Origin of the sequence: Paenibacillus harenae DSM 16969, assembly GCF_000422465.1 — a bacterium.
GTDB lineage: Bacteria > Bacillota > Bacilli > Paenibacillales > Paenibacillaceae > Pristimantibacillus > Pristimantibacillus harenae.
In genome coordinates this window covers 987,423-1,007,501 of the sequence record NZ_KE383842.1, presented here as the reverse complement: position 1 = coordinate 1,007,501, position 20,079 = coordinate 987,423, and the positions used below count along the sequence as shown (strand labels likewise).

Annotated in this window: 16 protein-coding genes and 2 pseudogenes; 6 read left to right on the top strand and 12 right to left on the bottom strand. The window is 49.5% G+C overall.

Annotation, left to right across the window (positions count from 1 at the left end):
- The first annotated feature begins 82 nt into the window (after window positions 1-82).
- Window positions 83-1,177, top strand: a complete 1,095-nt coding sequence (xerS, locus tag H581_RS0114975; RefSeq protein WP_028610722.1) for a tyrosine recombinase XerS — start codon at window positions 83-85, stop codon at window positions 1,175-1,177.
- 188 nt (window positions 1,178-1,365) lie between these two features.
- Here the strand turns inward: xerS and H581_RS0114970 are convergent, their stop codons facing one another.
- Window positions 1,366-1,908 (bottom strand): hypothetical protein, encoded by a 543-nt coding sequence (locus H581_RS0114970; RefSeq protein ID WP_028610721.1) that lies wholly within the window; start codon window positions 1,906-1,908, stop codon window positions 1,366-1,368.
- Window positions 1,909-2,100: 192 nt separating this feature from the next.
- On the opposite strand from H581_RS0114970, the gene H581_RS0114965 reads away from it, so the two are divergent.
- Entirely contained in the window at window positions 2,101-3,096 is a 996-nt protein-coding gene (locus H581_RS0114965) for a YpdA family putative bacillithiol disulfide reductase (RefSeq protein ID WP_028610720.1), read from the top strand.
- A 661-nt stretch (window positions 3,097-3,757) separates the two neighbouring features.
- Here the strand turns inward: H581_RS0114965 and H581_RS0114955 are convergent.
- The 6 genes and pseudogenes from H581_RS0114955 to H581_RS0114930 all read right to left on the bottom strand — a co-directional run bounded on the left by H581_RS0114955 (window position 3,758) and on the right by H581_RS0114930 (window position 7,668).
- Window positions 3,758-3,949: a lipid II flippase family protein gene (locus H581_RS0114955; RefSeq protein ID WP_028610718.1), complete on the bottom strand. Its 192-nt coding sequence runs from the start codon at window positions 3,947-3,949 to the stop codon at window positions 3,758-3,760.
- Window positions 3,950-3,984: 35 nt separating this feature from the next.
- Window positions 3,985-4,762, bottom strand: a pseudogene (locus H581_RS34080) (SDR family oxidoreductase).
- Window positions 4,763-4,820: 58 nt separating this feature from the next.
- Window positions 4,821-5,381, bottom strand: coding sequence for a methylated-DNA--[protein]-cysteine S-methyltransferase (locus tag H581_RS34075; protein ID WP_036718643.1), 561 nt, complete (start codon window positions 5,379-5,381; stop codon window positions 4,821-4,823).
- Between the two features lie 39 nt (window positions 5,382-5,420).
- Entirely contained in the window at window positions 5,421-5,987 is a 567-nt protein-coding gene (locus tag H581_RS0114940) for a DNA-3-methyladenine glycosylase I (protein ID WP_028610717.1), read from the bottom strand.
- Between the two features lie 62 nt (window positions 5,988-6,049).
- Window positions 6,050-6,660: pseudogene (locus H581_RS34070) on the bottom strand (transglutaminase-like domain-containing protein).
- A gap of 63 nt (window positions 6,661-6,723) precedes the next feature.
- Window positions 6,724-7,668 carry an ornithine carbamoyltransferase gene (locus H581_RS0114930; protein WP_028610716.1) on the bottom strand — a complete coding sequence of 315 codons (945 nt, stop codon included), beginning with the start codon at window positions 7,666-7,668 and terminating at the stop codon, window positions 6,724-6,726.
- Between the two features lie 202 nt (window positions 7,669-7,870).
- On the opposite strand from H581_RS0114930, the gene H581_RS0114925 reads away from it, so the two are divergent.
- Complete coding sequence (locus H581_RS0114925; protein WP_028610715.1) at window positions 7,871-8,755, top strand: daunorubicin resistance protein DrrA family ABC transporter ATP-binding protein; 885 nt, start codon at window positions 7,871-7,873, stop codon at window positions 8,753-8,755.
- A complete protein-coding gene (locus H581_RS0114920; protein WP_028610714.1) occupies window positions 8,752-9,543 on the top strand; it encodes an ABC transporter permease in 792 nt (263 codons plus the stop codon). The genes H581_RS0114925 and H581_RS0114920 overlap by 4 nt, the downstream gene beginning before the upstream one ends.
- A 104-nt stretch (window positions 9,544-9,647) precedes the next feature.
- Here the strand turns inward: H581_RS0114920 and H581_RS0114915 are convergent, their stop codons facing one another.
- On the bottom strand, window positions 9,648-10,433 hold the full coding sequence (locus H581_RS0114915; RefSeq protein ID WP_028610713.1) for a TetR/AcrR family transcriptional regulator: 786 nt from the start codon (window positions 10,431-10,433) through the stop codon (window positions 9,648-9,650).
- Window positions 10,434-10,640: 207 nt separating this feature from the next.
- On the opposite strand from H581_RS0114915, the gene H581_RS0114910 reads away from it, so the two are divergent.
- Window positions 10,641-10,931: an ArsR/SmtB family transcription factor gene (locus tag H581_RS0114910; RefSeq protein ID WP_028610712.1), complete on the top strand. Its 291-nt coding sequence runs from the start codon at window positions 10,641-10,643 to the stop codon at window positions 10,929-10,931.
- Window positions 10,928-13,402, top strand: coding sequence for a DsrE/DsrF/DrsH-like family protein (locus H581_RS0114905; protein ID WP_028610711.1), 2,475 nt, complete (start codon window positions 10,928-10,930; stop codon window positions 13,400-13,402). The genes H581_RS0114910 and H581_RS0114905 overlap by 4 nt, the downstream gene beginning before the upstream one ends.
- A 172-nt stretch (window positions 13,403-13,574) precedes the next feature.
- On the opposite strand, the gene H581_RS0114900 is transcribed toward H581_RS0114905, so the two are convergent.
- The 4 genes from H581_RS0114900 to H581_RS0114885 form a co-directional block, all read right to left on the bottom strand.
- Entirely contained in the window at window positions 13,575-13,883 is a 309-nt protein-coding gene (locus H581_RS0114900; protein ID WP_036719118.1) for a hypothetical protein, read from the bottom strand.
- Window positions 13,884-13,945: 62 nt separating this feature from the next.
- Window positions 13,946-14,824 carry a macro domain-containing protein gene (locus H581_RS0114895; protein WP_028610709.1) on the bottom strand — a complete coding sequence of 293 codons (879 nt, stop codon included), beginning with the start codon at window positions 14,822-14,824 and terminating at the stop codon, window positions 13,946-13,948.
- A gap of 36 nt (window positions 14,825-14,860) precedes the next feature.
- Complete coding sequence (locus H581_RS0114890) at window positions 14,861-18,205, bottom strand: AAA family ATPase (RefSeq protein WP_028610708.1); 3,345 nt, start codon at window positions 18,203-18,205, stop codon at window positions 14,861-14,863.
- Window positions 18,192-19,946, bottom strand: a complete 1,755-nt coding sequence (locus H581_RS0114885; RefSeq protein ID WP_028610707.1) for a hypothetical protein — start codon at window positions 19,944-19,946, stop codon at window positions 18,192-18,194. The genes H581_RS0114890 and H581_RS0114885 overlap by 14 nt, the downstream gene beginning before the upstream one ends.
- Between the last annotated feature and the right edge of the window lie 133 nt (window positions 19,947-20,079).

Sequence of the window (20,079 nt, the reverse complement as noted above, 5' to 3'; positions counted from 1 at the left end):
ACTAACGGTCTGCAATAATAATTAACTCACTTATTTTACCTAGTAAATGAATGATGGCATTAAGTAATCGGGGTGATCGCGAATCAATATTTTAAAACAAAAGGATCGGTTAGAGCTCGACAGGAAGCTGCCGGCAATGCCCTGGTATATCGAGAAATTTATCAACTATAAGCTGCCAGATCTGTCTCCTTCGTCACTTGTTGAATACATGAGGGATTATGAAACGTTCCTGAGGTGGCTTATGGCTGAAGGCCTATCGGAAGCTGGCAGCATCAGAGAGGTTACCCTGCTCGAGCTGGAGAAGCTGCATATGGACAGCATCGACGGCTTCCGGATGTTCTTGTCGACGCATAAGGAAGAGCGCAACAGCAAGACGACGATTTCCCGCAAGCTCTCATCCCTTCGATCCCTGTTCCATTACCTGAGCCAAATCGCGGAGGATGAGAACTTCTATCCCTTGCTGAAACGGAACGTTATGGCGAAGGTTGCGATCAAGAGGACGCATAAGCCGAAGGATACGGCCGCCAAGCTTGAAGGCAAACTGCTTCAGGAGGAAGAAATCGCGGAATTTATGGCCTATGTCAAGCAGCATTACGGTACGGATATCGCATCGAATAAGCAGGCCTTATATGCTTACGAGCTGAACATGATCCGCGATGCCTGCATTATCAGCTTCATTTTGCATTCGGGCTTACGGGTTTCGGAGCTCGTTAATTTGAATGTCGACGATATCGATTTGAAGAAGAAACTGTGCTATGTTTACCGGAAAGGCAAAAACGACGACACGTTCAAGACGCCCGTCTATTTCCGTCAGGAAGCGGTAGAGGATCTGCAATCTTATTTGTCGCTTCGCGATGTGCGCTACAAGGCTCCAAAGCGGGAGAAAGCTCTATTCCTTGCCATTGCGAACGGAAAAAAAGAAGGTTCCCGCATGACGAAGCGCGCCATTCAGGAGATGGTCATCAAATATGCGAAGCGTTTCGGGAAGCCTTACCTTTCCGTTCACAAATTAAGGCATTCATTCGCTACCGATTACTACCTGCGCAACGATATATACAAGACGCAGGAGCAGCTGGGGCATGCTTCGCCGGAAACGACGCAGATATATGCTCATTTAACCGACAAAACGATGGCGCAAGCGATCGACCGAACCAAAAAAGAGGACGAGACAGGTTAGCGTGCTGCACGCTCCTGTCACGTCCTCTTTTTCAATCTGAAGCCGGCTCATACGAAGTCGAACTCGTCTGCATGACAACCGATTCCTGCATCCCCCTTATTCCTATTCCGAATGAAAATCAAGTCCTAACCCATCCAAATCTTAATATCGGAATTGACCGCTGCGCGAGAGGCTTTCACGAAAATTTATTAAAACCTGTCCGATTCGTTAAACTGCTCCAAATCGCTAACCGATATGCCTTCCTCTACGGCAAATTCAAAATCCTCGATATCGTACACTTGGACCGGCACTTCAGCTTCGATCAGCTTATCTTGATATTCGAATTGATCAGACAGCAGCGGGACATTCAGCTTCAACGCGGTCAGCAGCAGCTCCGTCTCGATCGGATCGAACATTTCGCCGTAATGCGCGTTATCGACGGCATGCACAACCGTGAACTGAATGCGGTCATTCAGGAGCAGTGGCGAACTCTCTCTCCATGGGACCTGCATCGCTTTCTCTATCTTCTTGCGGTTGAGCGAATCTTCGAAAAAAGTAATAAGTTCGTTTATTTTGCCCTTCACGTGACCGTCATCTTCAGGATCGTCCATAACGGGCTCCGCTCCGTCCCGCATTTCGTACAGCTCCGCGATCGATGAATACGGCACGACATAATCAATGGGACGGCTCGGTACGAGAAGATGTCCATACGTTGCCACCAAAACTGCTTCAATTACAAAACGCCGCCGCATGTGATCTCCTCCCAAATCAATTTCCAGTTTATAATAAAAACATTTCCACATTATTATACAATATTCCAATGCCTGTACAAGAGAGCCATATATCCAAATTTGCGCAATAGGCGCGCTTCGCAGTAAAATGATCGTTGAACCATCTGTCTGATTCGACTATGTTTGCACAGCATTTTGGGGAGGGAATAACAGATGCAACAAGAAGAAGCGATCGTCATTGGAGCAGGTCCCTGCGGTTTGGCGGCAGCGATCGAGCTTGAACGAGTCGGTCTTCATCCGCTCATTATAGAGAAGCGGAATATCGTACATTCGATCTCGCAATATCCGACATATATGCATTTCTTCAGCAGCCCCGAGCTGCTGGAGATCGGCGGCATCCCTTTCACGACGGCAAACGACAAACCTTCCAGGCTGGAAGCGTTGAACTACTACCGAACGGCCGCTCAGCGCAACCGATTAAGAATACAACCTTATACAGCCATTACCGGGATTCGAAAAGCGGAGGACGGCTTCCTCCTGACGGGGGAAGACCGGTTCGGACAAGCGTGCGCTTACCGCAGCCGTTACGTCGTTATTGCGACCGGTTACTTTGACCATCCGAACGAGCTCAGCATTCCTGGCGAGCAAATGGATAAAGTAAGCCACTTCTTCCGGGAATCGCATCCCTATGTCGGCATGAAGGTAGCTATTATAGGCGGCAGCAACTCTGCGATTGACGCAGCGCTTGAGCTGGAACGCGTCGGTGCCTATGTTACCGTCGTCTATCGCGGCGAGCAATACTCCTCCAGCATCAAGCCGTGGGTTAGACCGGGGTTTGAGAGCAAAGTTGCCAAAGGCGCGATAAGCATGCTTTTTCGCTCCGTCGTTACATCCATTGGGCATCATGATATTACGATCCGAGGACCGGAAGGCGAATTTCTCATTCCGAACGATTTTGTGCTGGCGCTCACGGGCTTTCATCCCGACCGCAACTTCCTGACCTTATCCGGCGTGACGATGGAAGCCGAAGGCTACCCGACCTTCCATGAAGAATCGATGGAAACGAATGTTCCCGGCATTTATTTGGCAGGCGTCGTCGCTTCGCGTCATGAGGCCAATGAGATTTTCATTGAATCCGGACGTTTTCACGGCCAGAAAATAGCGGAGCATATCGGCAAAATTAGAGGCCAGTCTGCAAATGGATGCTGACGTCTGAAGAAAACGAGAGCCCGACGCAGCGTCTCGGGCACTGAAGTTGAATGATACCGCCAGGAGGCAAACTCTATCCGACTTCGCCCCCGATGCAGCGGCATCATGCACCGCAGTTGAACAAGTCCGACCGGGACGGCCAACTTGATGCGTCTTCAATTACCATCGTTATTAGCAGCAATATCAAAACAACGGACGTCATCATCTCGCGTAAATCGTCTCGCTTTAAGAACGCACGAGATGGTCGTATTGCGTTCTTGCGTAAAGCCGACCTGATCGTCGTCCTCACAGAGAAGTCTGAAAACTGTTTATGAAGCAACTGTAATCTTTTTTAATGCGGTCATAAGCCGGGTTTCAGCTTGCTTTAAGGGAAAGAGCCTATACTGAAATCCAACGACTCCCTTTCCTGCTAGATAGCACGATTTGGACCCGCAGCGATGCGGGTTATTTTTTGAGGGATGGAAAAAAGCTGCCGAAGCAGCCGGAATTCCTTTATCTTTTATTTTTTTTGCAACGAATCAGTAGGAAAACAAGCAAGAGCATGCCTATCAACCATAAGGGGATCGTTATCGTCGTCCATTGGACGGGAGAAGGCCGTTCGAGTAGTTCAGCTTCTTTCTTCACGATTGTATTCGATTCCGTTGCGGGAGAGACGAGCTTCTCAACGGAATTTCTTAAGCGGAGCCTGTACCCTATTCGCCGTTCTTGAAACCAGCAGAATAATTCCCGATAAGAATAAACCATCCACTGTTTTCCCTAAACGTACGCCCGCCAAACGAAGAGAATAGGTAAGCGTCTCGGAGAGATGAATCACAAAAGTAAACAAAGGTACGAGCAGTACCTGTTCCGCCAATTGGACACCTCATATCGTTCCATCCGTTACGCGTTTCACCAGAACCCGCCGTCCGAATGGATGATCTGACCCGTCACCCATTCAGCGTCGTCGCTGGCCAAGAAAGCGATTAGCCGCGCGACATCCTCCGGTTGGCCGATACGCCCCATCGGGAATCTAGGTAACAGAAAATGTTTAATATCCTCTGTCATCCATCCGGAATCGGTAGGGCCGGGGTCAACGGCGTTTACTGTAATTTTGAGCGGAGCCAGTTCGGCCGATAATGATCTTTTAAAACGCCGATATGGCTCCCTTAGTGGTAACGTAAGCAATGTTCCCCGCCATAGGGGCTTTGTCCTGACCCGATACCATATTGATAATGCGTCCTCCGTGTTTCCCCTCCAGTCGACGGGCGAATTCCACGGATAACATACACGTCCCTCTAACATTGACTCCGTAATGGGCATCGAGTATATCATGATTTAACTGCCGAAAATCTACGTCTACGCTATAAGTAGCATTATTCACTAGAATTGTCGGCAGGCCCATTCTTGCTTCCACTTCATCCAAGAGTCTTGAAAATGAATCGTTACCCGATAAATCCAACTCCATATTTTCTGCCCTTACGCCAAACTTGCGTAACTCTTGCGAGAGTTGTTCCGACCAATCCTCTTCCGCATCGTCGTAATGAATGACATTTTTGTCATAGCTTGAAAAATGAGTAAAAAACAGGTCCGCGCCTTCATTTGCCAGCGTCCTGCATATGGCGGTGCCAATGCCTCTTCGACGACTGGCTCCCGTAACGATGGCTATTTTCCCTTTTAATCGGCTCATTGGAATCCCTCCTGCACGTTAACCGCTTATGAAAACTATTTTGCGCTCCATATCTTCATCAGAATTGAAACCGCGAATGGCCTTTATTGATGTATTCGTCAAATCCCTCCAACCGGAGCAATTCTTCCTTCACCTGCAATCCTCCCCTGTACCCCGTAAGTGCCGAGGTTTTGCCGATGACGCGATGGCATGGAATGATGAATGGAATAGGGTTTGCGCCGTTTGCCGCTCCTACGGCACGAACCGCATTGGGGCTGCCCACCGTCTCGGCAATATCCGAATAGCTTCGAGCTTGTCCGTAAGGAATACGGGTTAATGCCTGCCAGACGGAGACTTGAAATGCGGTGCCGCGCAGATCAAAAGAAAACGTAAATTCTTTCCGCTTTCCATCAAAGTACTCCAGCAATTGATGCGTATATTCGGACATCCGAACAGGATCATGTAGGAGCGTCGCATGAGGTATTTTTTTACCTACCCATTCTTCTAGCGTGTCAAACGTTACATGCGGCAAGGTTACCAGGCATAGTCCCTGATTCGTGGCTGCCAGATAAACAGGCCGGCGTTGAAAGATGGGATGAGCTAACTCATCCCAATACGCTTCCGTTATCGATTGGTTCATAAGAATAGAACTCCCTTCCAAACAACAGATCGTATAGCATTACTTCGCTCGAATCGTCGCGAAATCGCAGTCCAGCGTATGATCATTGACCATTCCGCAGGCTTGCATAAACGCATAACAGATCGTCGATCCGACGAATGTGAAGCCTCGTTTCTTCAAATCTTTACTCATCGCGTCCGATTGCGGAGTAACCGCCGGAACCTCGCTTTTATCCCGCCACCGGTTTACGATCGGTTTGCCGCCGACAAACTGCCAAATGTACGCATCAAAGCTGCCGAATTCTTCACGGACTTTTAAAAAACATTTCGCATTCGTAACCGCCGATTGAATCTTCAAGCGATTGCGTATGATTCCTTCGTTATTCATCAACTCCGCTACCTTGCCTTCCTCATAGAGAGCCACCTTGTCCGGATCGAATCCGTCGAAAGCTTGCCGGTAGCTCTCGCGTTTTTTCAATACCGTATACCAGCTCAAGCCTGCCTGCGCCCCTTCTAAAATAAGAAACTCAAACCAGGTGTGATCATGATGAACCGGAATCCCCCATTCGTGATCGTGGTAATTCATATACAAAGGATCTTCATTGACCCAAGCGCATCGAACGGGCATCTACGAACTTCTCCCCTTCCCCTCGTTGTTCGCCGCTTTAAGCGTTCGCGCAATGTCTATCTTCAATGTAAGTCGTCCGGCAATCCATGAAGATACATCGCTGTACAATCCGTATTTTGTATTAACGCCTTTATCGTTTTTGGATTTGGCTGCGCATATCGTATTGAATAATCGATTTCGTCATACGCTTCCCGTACCGAAAAAGCTAATTTTTCGTCATGCCGCGAGAATTCCGCTAGAACGCCTGCTTTATTTCCCCGTGCGTCAAGTCTGATCCATTTGTCCAGGGATTTCAGGTAAACGGCGTTTAGAGCATGAATGCAGTAGCCGGTATCCGGCGTATCGCCTATGGTCAGTCTTTGATAACAAAAACCGGCGGGAATCACTTTGCTCCGTAAAATAGCGCACAACAAATGAGACTTGGCGTAACAAATGCCTTCCTTGAGTAAAGAACCTCCGACGCTTTACATGTGATTCGCGTACTTTGAATATCCCATGAATGAGCTATCTCATCCCTAACAAAGGTATAGGCCCTTCGTATAAACTCTTCTTCGTTAGACGATGCCGAAAACAACTCGGCCGCTTTTTCTTTTATCGAAAGGTGGTTAAAATCAACTTCTTCCGATTCTGCCAAATAATCTTCAAGGGAATCCGATTCACCTGTCAAAATCAACGTTTTCACCTCCAAATTTATAGCTGTAGATATCGGAAATGACAGTCATCGTACCCGCTTTATTCATATTCTATCACCACTGCCGCCTGCATGGCTTTCAAATAAATGAATCAACAAGCTTTTTTGGACATGCATCCTGTTTTCCGCCTGCCGATAGATAACGGAGTTCTCGGATTCAATCAAATCCTCTTCGATCTCATATCCGGGATGAATTGGCATATCGTGCATAAGGTATGGGGAAAATCCATCCAGATTCTTTTTGTTAATCTGAAAAGGCATCATGAGCCGAATCCTTCTGTCCTTCTCCTCTTGATAATCGGGATTCTGGAAAAACTCCATGTCCACCCAGGTGTCCGCATAAATAAAATCCGTTTGCTTAACGGCTTCGGATAGGCTCTCCAAAATCTCAATATACCCGCTCCGGTATGCATCCTGCATAAGTTCTTCATCCCAGGATGCTTCATTAACGATCGGGGTTACGAGCAAAAGCCTAACGCCCAACGCGACGCAGCCCGCAATCAGCGAATTGACAACGTTATTATGGATGCCTACATACGTTACCGTCACGCCCGCGAAGGTTCCCCTTACTTCATATATGGTCATTAAATCGGCTAATGCCTGGCAAGGATGATACTTGTCGCAGCATCCATTGATTACCGGAACATTCGAGTACTTCGCTAATTCAACGATATCGGCATGCTTCTTTAACCTGGCCATCATGACATCGCAGTTCCTTGACGCGTAACGGGCTTCATACCGGATGGGCGACAGGCTGAAATTGCTCGAATCCCAGTCCATCGTTACGGCGTAACCGCCCATTTGATTGATGCCGGATTGGAAAGATAAATGAGTTCTGGTCGAAGTCTTCTGGAAAAGCATAAGCAGGCCTTTTCTTTCGCACGCATGGTAGTAATCGTTCGGATTGCGTTTAATCTCGATCCCTTTTTGAATAATGGAATACAACGTATCCTTGTCGAGTTCTCTTAAGGATAATAAATGCGGTTTCATCGGTTCACTCCCTGCGTTAGAATAATTATTCACATAAATGAATATTAATACATTCTATTGCAGCCCCCGCCTCATGTCAACAATTTCCTTTTTCTTGCATGTGACTACCGCTCTATCTGTTTTTATGAAATCAGCTGTTGCATAATTTCTGTATATATTGAATACTGTTTATATCATATACAATTAAAAAAGGAGATTGCTCATGAACGGATCCGCGATTGAAACGCAAGGACTTCGAAAATCGTTCGGCAGCCAAACCGTGCTGGATGGCGTTAATTTAACGGTGCAGTCAGGCACCATCTTCGCGCTGCTTGGCCCTAACGGCGCCGGCAAAACGACGCTGATCAACATCCTCTCCACGTTGACGAAGCCGGATGCAGGAACGGCACGCGTTGCCGGATACGATATCATCCGGGAGAGAGACGGAGTAAAAAGTTCCATCAGCCTCACGGGACAATTTGCAGCCGTCGACGATATGCTCACGGCCGAGGAGAATTTGCAGATGATGTGCAGACTATCCGGTTTTACCTCATCGCAAGCGCGAGCCCGGACGAAGGAGCTGCTGAACCTCTTCGATCTTGAAGCCAATGCCGGCAAACTTGTCAAAACCTATTCCGGCGGCATGCGGCGCAGGCTTGATCTTGCCGTCAGTCTTGTCGCCAGCCGGCCGGTGCTGTTTCTGGATGAACCGACGACCGGGCTTGATACCGTCAGCCGGCGCGCCTTGTGGGATACCATTCTTCAATTGAGAAATCAGGGCATGACGATTTTTCTCACGACGCAATATCTGGAGGAAGCCGATCAGCTCGCAGACCGAATCGCAGTGATCGCGAACGGACGCATTGTCGCATCCGGCACCGCGCAGGAGCTGAAGTCTCGCGTAGGCGGCGAGATGATCGAGCTGCGGGACGCCAATGAAGAAGTGATCACCGTCCGATCAACCGACGGCAGCATCCAAGATATACGAAGAACGCTGAATGAACTGGCGGGCAAGATTCCGCCTGAGACAAAAATCAGTCTGCGCAAACCAACCATGGACGATGTATTCATTGCTTTAACTACAACAGATCTGGAGGCAGCAAAATGACAACAAATCGGCAGCCCCTTCCAAAGAAAACCTCTATCGGCGTTACGAACGCCGTCTTTATCGGCCGCAGTATCCGTCTTAGCCTGCGCAATACCGAAGCGCTCATAATGGCCGTCATGCTTCCTGTCATGCTTATGCTTCTATTCACCTATGTCTTCGGCGGCGCGATTGATCCCGGGGGCGATTACGTTCATTATGTCGTTCCCGGCATTATTCTGCTCTGTGCGGGGTTCGGCTCGTCCAGTACGGCAGTAGACGTTGCCCAAGACATGACGAACGGAATCATTGACCGGTTCCGCACGATGCCCATTCGGAGCCTTAGCGTCATTACCGGTCATGTGGCAGCGAGCCTGGCCCGTAATTTGTTCGCAACCGGCGTGGTCATCGCGGTTGCTCTTCTCGTCGGCTTCAGACCGAACGCAGGCGTACTTGAATGGCTTGCCGCGCTTGGCGTCATTACGCTGTTTATCCTGGCTTTCACATGGCTGTTTGCGGCAATCGGATTGATTGCCGGCTCTCCATCCTCAGCTTCGGGCTATGGTTTCATTCTGCTCTTCCTTCCTTATCTGTCCAGCGCCTTCGTGCCGACGGATACGATGCCGGGATGGCTGCAGGGCGTTGCGAACAATCAACCGATTACGCCGGTTATCGAAACCATTCGAGGCCTGCTCACCGGCACTCCCATTCATCACAGCGCATGGTGGGCCTTCGGCTGGTGCTTCGCCATCCTGCTTCTCGCATTCGTATGGAGCCTCATCACGTTCCGCCGGAAAGCAGGCCGAAGATAGAACGACTGATCGCAAAGCGAACAACAAAAGCACATGGGTCCGCTTGTCAGCGACCGATGTGCTTTTTATCTTTTTTCCAGTACGCAGGCATTGCTCGAAATTCCTTACGGGTTCCTCTTCTGCTCCAGATACTGCTCGATCCCGTCCAATATGCGATCCAGCCCGAAATCAAGATCGTTGACAATCGGATTCTCCGCTTCCCTCTCGCCCGCATAAATCCCTGACATGACAATTGGAAATAAATCCGGATACTGTTCAGGCTTCACGAGCAGCTTAAGCGCTGCGCTGTAAGGTACGCCGCTGAAGTCGTCGGGAGCCGCACCTGCTTTCACTGCTTTGTTCATATCCGCACTAATCAACCCTATGGAACGACCATAACTGCTCAACAGGAGCACAATGGACATTTTCTCAAAATCATTCAGCGGAAAGGAACGCATACTCCGAAGCAGCCAATCGATCAGCTTTAAAATATTTGGCGAAACCGGGACACCTGTCACGGGTATTTCACCGTACCAGGGATGCTTGACGAAGATATCCATGCAGCCTCGTACGTACTCCCGCATGCCTTCCCGCCAATCCTGATTCTCATCCTCGGGCGGGATGGGAATAGCGCATGCGGCATCCTGCATAAGCAGCAGCAGGTCATCCTTGCTCGTTATGTATCTGTAAAGCGACATCGTCGTATAGCCTAAGGTTTGCGCGACACGACTCATGGAAACGGCCGAGAGCCCCTCCCTATCGGCAATTCCGATCGCGGCATCGACAATCTGCTTGATACTCAGCTCGCCTTTGGGACCTCGCTTTCCTTGTTTTACGATCCCCCAGCTTAAGGCTGCGCCGCTCGGCAGATTTTGCAGCGTCTCATGATTCAAGTCATCGCGGTTATCCATTGCTTTTTTTAATCCTCCATCATCCTGTTTGCCGAAATTGTTTACGCTATAAACAGTATATCATAATACCCGAATGGAACAAACCGGCGCACTCAGGTTTCGAGCATTATACTTTTCTCCCTTCGAAATTTAGTTAAGACTTGCATTTAAAATTGTAATATCGTAATATTACGATATATTGATTTTATAAAGCGAGGAAGTCAGAGAATGGATAACAATTTCAAACAATTTAACGAGGCCTCGGACATTTTGAAAGCCTTAGCCCACCCGGTACGTTTATGTATCGTAAAAGGACTTCTTAAAAAAGGTCATTGCAACGTTGGGTATATGCAGGAATGCCTTGATCTTCCACAGTCCACCGTATCCCAACATTTGCAAAAACTTCGCAACTTTGGCATTGTCACAACGGAACGCAACGGACTCGAAGTGAACTACACCATTGCTGACGACAGAGTGAAACAACTAATTCAAGTTTTCTTCGGGGAGGACAAATCATGAGTAAAAAAGTTTTAATTGTCGGCGGTGTTGCTGGCGGTGCTTCAGCCGCAGCCCGACTACGCCGATTAGACGAAGACGCGCACATTGTGATGTTTGAGCGAGATGAATATATTTCCTTTGCTAATTGCGGTCTGCCCTACTACATAGGGGATTCGATCAAAGACCGGTCTAAGCTGCTCGTTCAGACGCCGGAAACTATGCATAAGCGCTTTAATCTTGATATTCGGACAGAAAGTGAAGTAACAAATGTTGACCCCATTTCCAAAACAGTACGTGTAAGCAGCAAAGAACGCGGTGTTTACGACGAAAGTTACGATTACCTTATTTTGTCACCAGGTGCAAAACCTATTCGTCCTGCTTTACCCGGCATAGAAAGCTCTAGGATATACACATTACGTAACATAGCGGACACAGATCGCATTAAAAAACGAGTTACTGAAACAAAGACGAAATCAGCTATTGTTATAGGCGGCGGATTCATCGGAGTGGAAATGGCTGAAAATCTCAAAGAAATCGGACTCGATGTTACCTTGGTTCAATCCAGTAACCAGCTTTTGGCGCCGTTCGACATCGAAATGTCCCATGTTCTGGCTAAAGAATTAGAACAACATGGAGTGAATCTTCTCTTCTCAGAGAGCGCACAATCGTTCAAGGAAACAGGTGAGCAAATCCAAGTTGAGTTAGCCAGCGAAGCAACGTTAGTTAGTGATATGGTTATTTTGGCTATTGGTGTTACACCTGACACCGCCTTTTTAAAAGATAGCGGATTGGAACTTACTCCAAAAGGCCATATCATAGTGAATGAAAAATTAGAGACTAACCTGGATGGCGTTTTTGCCGTTGGTGATGCTGTGGAAGTCATCGATTTCATTAATGGGAACAAGACCGCTATACCTTTAGCTGGTCCTGCCAACAAACAAGGTCGGATAGCCGCGGATAATGTTTGCGGCTTGGGAATGACCTATAAAGGTTCACAAGGCACATCTATTATTAAAGTATTTGGCCTAACGGGAGCAGCCACAGGCAATAATGAGAAGACCCTTCATCTTTTGGGAATTCCTTATAACGTAACCTATGTGCATCCGAGTTCTCATGCTTCTTACTATCCGGGCGCCACTCCCCTTACGATCAAGCTGCTCTTTAATCATGCAGGTACGGTATTGGGCGCCCAGGCTGTAGGATTTGACGGGGTGGACAAACGCATTGATGATATCGCAACCGTTATTCGCTTCCGCGGAACAGTCAACGACCTGACTGAGCTGGAGCTTTCCTATGCTCCACCATATTCGTCTGCCAAAGATCCGGTAAATATGGCCGGCTATACGGCGGAAAACATACTTGCCGGAAGAACTGAAGTGTTCGTGCCTCAAGACTTGAGATCCAGTGATCCTGAAAAAATAATTCTGGTAGACGTTCGTTCGGAGATTGAGCATAACAATGGCCACATTCCCGGATCCAAACTAATTCCCATTGATGAGCTCCGCGGTCGCTTGAGTGAATTGGATATAAGTAAAGAGATTTGGGTTTACTGTCAAGTTGGTTTGAGAGGTTATACGGCATCCCGAATTTTAAAGCAGAAAGGTTTTAAAGTTCGGAATTTGACCGGCGGATACAAGACATATAAAATGGCCACTTACATGCCATCCGGCAGCAAGGCGCCTTTGCAGGCATCATCGACCACGGATAATCGTCAAGAAATAGCTGCGGCACTTGATCAGCAAGAGCAGGTATTGCGTGCTGATATCGATTTGGATGCTCGTGGGTTGTCCTGCCCCGGTCCGCTCATTCAAGTAAAACAGAAAATGGATCAACTGGCCAACGGTCAAGTGTTACGTGTAACTGCATCCGATCCTGGGTTTTATGAAGATATTCAAGCTTGGGCACAAATGTCGCGCAATCGAATGATCAAAGTAGATAAGACTCGAGGCGGTATGATTGAAGCTTTCTTAAGTAAAGGAAGCCCTTTTGTTCCTTCTGCATCTGATCCGGTGGCAACCCGTTCAGACGGCAGCTCAATGGTTGTGTTCAGCGGCGATCTCGACAAAGCCATAGCGTCCTTCATTATTGCTAACGGAGCCGCATCAAGCGGAAAAAAGGTGACCATGTTCTTCACCTTCTGGGGGTTGAACGTGATAAGAAAGCCAGAGAAAATACCTGTATCAAAAAGTTTTATCAGCCGCATGTTTGGAGCTATGATGCCTCGAGGCAGCCAAAAACTCTCTCTATCTAAGATGAACATGATGGGCCTAGGTACCAAAATGATCCGTGGTGTCATGAAGGAAAAAAACATTTCGTCTCTAGAGGAATTAATTGAATCTGCAATCCAACAAGGCGTCGAAGTGGTAGCTTGCCAAATGTCTATGGATGTCATGGGTATTACGAAAGAAGAACTGATCGACGGCGTAAAAATCGGGGGTGTTGGCTACTATCTCGGTAAGGCTGATACATCCGGTATTAATCTATTTATTTAATGCTTTATTCCGGTAGAGGATGAAGAATTTACAGGTGTTTACATCCTTAAAATCAACATATTTAAAACATAACCCTCATTCTTTCACCGTTTAACTCCAGTTACTTCAATAAACCAGAAGAGGAGCAGCCACGAAGCAGTTCCTCCTCTATCGTACCTGTTACTTCACAGAATCAAGGAATCTCGCCATGAGAGTAATAGCGGATAGCTTTCCCCTTCTCTTTCGCATACTGAATCTCTCTTCTGGTGCTGCTCCCTTTGTAACCGTCAACGTCAATTACGAATATTTCATCAGACATATCAATTTTCCTAAAATGCAGGTTTCCAAGTAATTCAGCTTGATCTTCCGTTATTTCAATCCCTTCGCTTTGCTCAAAAAAGGCAACGCTAATAACAATGTTGCCTTGTAGTGTAAGAAATGCATTGGCTTGTTCGAATTGCTCTTTGAATTTTGAAGAACCGCATAATGTAATGACTCTCATCATCATTCCCTTTCTTTAGTCCCCTCCGCCCGATAGCTCTCGTACCCTATCGCTGCTGCGGCTTACGCGCCGAATTTACAAACATAGTTCAAATACTCTTCCATTTCGTTTAAGGAATACTGATGCCGGATAAAAGAGTCCGGATGAATGACGATCGTCAGCTCTTCCGTAAATTTATTATGGTCAACCGCCTGCACGAAGCTTTGGACGATATCATGCATAAGCTCAAACCGGTTCAGGTTGATCCGATGCCTGCCGCTTCCCATGATCGGAATAACAAGCGGCTCCCTTCCGCCCCTTGCCGCGATATAGCCCCATGCGGCGATTAAGCCGTTCCTTAAATCGTCCCGGCTCGGAATCGCTCTTCCGAACGGATTAAGCCGGGCCGTCGCCACCAAATAGGCTGCCTTGATCGAACGGGATGGCGGTTCCAGCCTGATGACCGTACCGAGTGCATATTCTTTCACAGGCTCCCCGTTATAAGAACCCCTGACATGCGGCTCGTTCGCCAGCCGGCTCTCCGCCAGCCTGTTGAATTCCGCTTCGCTGCCGAAAAACCGGTCCCGATACTGGACTTGTACGGATGCTTCGGAAACATGATCCATCTTAAACCAATTATTAGCTGGGATGATAGCGACGCAGCCCTTCTGCCGGAAAATATCATCCACTTTAATATGTATCGCAACATCCTTATCCTTCAGCCTTACCGTACGCGTCAGGCGCGGGCGGCTCAGCCACCCGGCAATCAGAATGCCTGTCAGCAGCACGGACCACACCGGCGGATTCCACAAGTTAGCCTTCGCTTTGGCCGCGTAAAAGTCGGCAAAATCAATGAACGTCCACAGGATCGCAAAGATCGAAAACCATTGCAAAAAAAACCGCTTAAACGAAAACGAAACCTTCCAGGCATGTCGCGAAAAAAAAGCGCGAATCCGTTTCATCACCCGCTGATCACCCCCATTGCAACGAATGCCATGCTATAACCGGTAGCTCAGCACCGGCTTCTCAAGCTGCGGGACGAATTGCTGGACTTGAATCTGCACCGGTCCTTCCAGCAAGCGCTGGAAGTGATACGCCCTGAAGTCCTCTTTGAAGAAGCTGAATTTTCGCCGGAACAACGTCGCTACTTGCGGATTGGCGGTCGTAAAAAAGATTTGCGTGCCTTTCGTAACGGCAAGCTGCCTTAAGAAATCAAGCAAGCCAAGCACGTTCAGTTCGTCCATGTTGGCTACCGGCTCATCCAGCATGAGAAACTTCGGCGCCGTGTCCATCACCAGATGCATGACGAAGAAAATGGCCAAAATAACGGCTGTTCGCTGCCCCGTGCTCATCTGATGGATGGCGCAATGGCTGTTCAAGCTTTTACGGATGGCCGTAATCTGGTTATCGCCTGTCAAATGGAGGCCGGCGAATTCATTTGGCGCATGAAGCGCGACAAACAGCCTGCTGATCGCTTCGAAGTTGCTCTTCACGAAATCGGCGCCGTACTCGGCCAAAGGCCTTAGCCGGGAAAGCGCGTCCAGCGCTTGCCTGCACCGTTCATTCCTGACCGTTAATTGCCGAAGCTCGCTGCGATAGTCTTCGATCCGCCCCTCACGGTGTTCAATTAAGACCGCAGGCTCCAGCGCCTGTTTCAAGGAATCGGATTCCCGCTGCAGTTGCAGCAGGCATGAACGCCATTCGGACCAAGAATCCGAATCGCCTAATCTTACATTATTCTCGCTGAGCGAAGCAAAGGCGTCCCGGATGCGGTTCAGAGCTTGCAATCTTCCGGCATATTCATGAAGCCGTGCGTCCATTTCTTCCAGCTGCTCCTGATACTGCTGCTTTAGCGAATGGATCTGCCCGATCCGCTCTTGTAGCTCCGACTGGCTGTTAAGCAGCTGCTTAACCTCGCTCGTTAAGGCTTCTTGTTCGTGCTGAAGGACATATAACACCTGTTCGCTAGGCATTCCGCCATCGGTTTCTGCTTGGAGGAAAGCGAGCTCCGGATCTGTAAGCAGCTCGTCCAAGCCAGAAAGGGCCGCCAGCGTAAAACCATCATGATCGAGCTGATGAATCTCTTCGTCTACCCGCCTGAGCGATTCCCGATTTGCCTCCAGCCGGTCGTTCAGCTGCATGAAATAATTTTGCAAGGCTTCAGGTGTAAAAGACGGATAAGCTTGCATCCCCGCTTCGCCTGCTAATCCGGTCATGCGCTCGAACGCCGTTTTGTGTTCTTTGTACCGATTGATTTGCGCAGCCAAATCATTTCGGTCTTGCTCGATTTTAACGGCTGCAGCCCGTATTCGTTCCTGCTCTTTGAGCAGCTTGGCCAGCGCTTCGTCCTCGGCGAGAACTCCTTTGTCAACGGCCTCTTCCAGGATGAGGCGGTCTTCATGATCATGCCCGCACAACGGGCAATGCTTCTCTTCCGGATGATCACGCAAGTACTGCTGTCCTAGAAGCTTCAGCTCGGAAGCCAGTCTTTTTAGCTTGCCGACTTTCCCGTGATGAGCTTCCGCTTGCTTAGCCGCCTCTTCAAATCGCGACATGGCTTCCATATAGTAAGCTTCAAGCTCGGTTAATCGACGCTCTTCCCCGGGTAAATCGGCGATTTCAACCTTTTGCCCCATCAGATGCCGGTAATCGAAAAATACAGATTGAAGACGGGCTCCCTTATTCATTAATTCGGATTTGCGAGCCTGAAGCTCCCGCCTTAATTGCCGGCGTTGAGGATGATCGTATAGTTTCTTGTAGTCCTGGAAGCGAACCGCCAAATCAGCAAGACGTGCAATCCTCGCCGATCGCTGGTGACGGCTTGTCTCGTCCTCGGTTGCTTTTGCCTGCAGATCGCGGATATCCGGCAGCGCTTCGAGATTCCCGGCCATCTCTTGCTTGCTGCTTGCAAGCCTGTCCCCCTCCGTTTTCAATCGGATCAGCGAACTGCTTAAAGCGGCCGCGTTATCTGGCACATCCTTGCTATCACCAAGAAGGAACGAGCTTTTGACAACCAGCTGATTAATGATCGGAGCGAAATGCCGCTGCCATTCTTCGATCTCGCGGAGCGTTGCCCGGTCGTCCAATGTCGGGTAAGCAAGCCTGCACACATGGATCCATTTCTTCATGCTCATAGCGCCGGCTGCCGCCCGTTCCTGAATGATCCCCGTAGCTTGATAATCATCGCTTTGCTCGGATTCCATCGCCGCCGTCATTTCGCCGATCCGCTTCGATAGGCGGTTATTCTCGCGCTCAAACTCTCTTTTATATTGGATGTATCGCTTTTCCATCCGTTCAAGCTGCTCCCCGTATATGACCCTGGCAAAGTCGTTCCGGTAATCGGCTCGGGCATCCGGGTTGTAAGAAAATTGGTAAACGGCCTCGGAGGAAAAAAAGTTGTATTGATGGAACACACGGTTGATCTGGCTGCGGGCTCTCGGAGCAACCTTATGCTTATAATAAACCGTCTCCCTTTCTCTCCGCTCCTGCTCATTCGGCATGCCGTCAAACACTTGGCCGTTACCGGCAAACGTCATGATTCCGTCCCAATCCTCCTGTTCGCGCGACTGGGACAGCAGATTCCGCTGGACGTTGCCTGTAAAGGACAGCTCGATGCCCTCCAATACCGACGTTTTCCCCATGCCGTTTGGCCCGTATAATAAATTCACTTTCACAAAATCCAGCTTTGACGTATGGGATAAGAGATGGGGCCTGAACAAGGAGCCGAATTGCAAGGATTGGATGGGGCCAACCGGTTTGATGACAGGCTCATCCGACGGGTTTCCGCCGGTTGGCCGGATAGGAGGCTGTTGCTCTTCCAGCAAATAAGATTCCAGCCTGGATTCGCGGTAATCGTCCAGCAGGCAAAATTCCAATCCCAGAGGGGCCAGCTGCGTCTGCCATTCGACCGATGGATCGGCTGCCGCGTCTCCGGGCATACGATCCGGGATTTTGGCCGCCGGGAGTCGTTCACGCACATCGGACCAGCCGATGACGATTTTTTTTCCGTATTTCTTGCCTCTTTCCACTTGAGCCAGCTTGGCTAGCGGAACCTGCTCCAAATCGCGATCCGCAAGAATCAGGCATAAATACAAATTCCATCCCCAGTCTCCGCGAAGGCGGAAATAAAAAGACGACAGCGCGCTTTCCTCAAAAGCCGAATAGGAAGCAGAGTCCTCCGATACCGCAAGGAATTGCTCCAGGCTCAGAGGCACGAGCAAATATTGACCAAACGCTACGTTTTCCACCTTGTGGGTTGCCTCATAGAGGTCGATTCCGTCACTTATCCGATGCTTCCTTACATAGGTAAGGCCGCAATCGCGGATGGCTTCAATGATCTTCAATGGAGATCCCTCCCTGCGTAAAATCGGTTGATTGCTCTACCCGGTCAGGCGCCGATACGTCATCGTTATGAATCGGGTAGTGGTCGATATCGCCGCTGCCCCCTATAGTCGTGAAAACGCAAACCCGGTCGCGCATTAAAAATTCACTGTGCGTGTCGATCATTTTCTGAGCGATCCGTTTCATTTCCTTGCGGTTAACGGCATAAATGACGAGCGCCCCTTCGTTTACCTGCGGTAATTTGGACCGCAGGTTTAAAGGGAATTTTGGCGTGGCATCGAAGCGGTATCCGCCTTGTATGCGTCTGATTTGCGAAGGAAGCCGCGTCCGTTCAAGCCGCTTTAAACAACGGATCAGACTGGCGATTCTTTCCGCTTGTCCTTCGCGCAGGCTCTCGCAAGCTTCGTCGATATGGAGGCTGACTCTCGAGCTGAGTTCGTTGTCGTCGAGCGATAGCTCCTCCGCCACGTCATGCCCAAGGCAATAGCCGTAGAACAGGTCCTCCGTCTCAAAGCCCGACCGTTCCGGCAATCGGTAGTCGCCTGTCGCTTCCTTAGCCAGCGTCTCCGGTATGCCGCCTTGAAACGGAAGCTCTGCCTTCGTCCATCCGTCATCCGTATGATTCGGCACATACGTTTGGCAGGCTTGTACCGTTCCGTGCGGTCTGGTCAGCTCTACTCCTCCGCCATACGGCTTGCGCACAAGCGTGAGCTGCAGATGCTCGCTTTTATGGGCGTACCACACTTTGAGCTTGCGTTTCTTGGCAAAGCCGAAGCCGAGGCCATGCTTGCCGTTTTGCTCCCGATGATCGCGCAGCCCTTCCAGCCAGTGCCTTCCGCTGTAATTGATGTATCGCCGGTAGATGCTCGACCAAGGCGTTTGAATCGTCATGACGGGCTGCTCGCCGCGTTCCAGGCAGACCTTCGTGCCGGCAGCCCAATTGGCCGTCATATAAACCGTATGCTCGCCGCGCTCTTCAAAAAATAGATTGTTGCGCAAGGCGGCAAGCTCCTCATGCCTTGGCTGACTGCCCAGCTGGGGATGCAGAAGGATATATTTTTGCTCCCGGTCATCCGGGAAGAACAGCTTCGAGCTGCGTACGTCCGCATGGAAAGCGTCCGCGCAAATGACGGAGGCCAGCCGGTTCGGGCTGTCCTGCCCTAATACGATAATGTGACTGCCTCGCGTCAGCCCTATGCCTTCGCATACGTATAGCTCTTCCCGCATCGGCTGGAGCTTGCTCTGCGGCACGATGCACAGGCGGCCTCCATCATGGGATTGAAACACATACAGTAATACCCCGGCAAAATGATTGCCGGACCGGATGCTGTCGATCGGTTTTCTGCCTACATAAGCGAAGTCCGCCCATTGATTCATATGATCCTGGAATGCCGTCCATGACGCCCCTTCGCAGCAGAGGCACCATAATTTATGGGGAGGGGGCTGCAGGGATCGATCCATCGCCATTTCCCGGATGAGGGCGAATGGAATGCAATACTCCGGCGTTACAAACAGGTCCGCGTTCGCGTCTCTGGCGGCCTTGAGCGCTTCACGGCATTTGACGGTATGCTGCGGATCCGCCGCTTGCACGCCTGTGCTTTCGGAGGCGGTCAGCACCGCCTTAGGCTGCATGCGCATGAAGCGAAAGTCGGGTGAATCCGCTTCCAGCGCGTCGAACTTAGGAATAATCTGAATATCTGTCTCATAGAAGGAATCCTCTATCATGAAGATCGAAATACTCATATCGAATACTCCCTTGTTTTTGATATCTCTAGCTATCTTTTACAATTCGATGCATAATCCCGTGAACCTTCCTGCCGATGACAAAAAAAACCAACCTCAACCGCTTATCGGTCGATCGTTGGTTTTCGTTTCT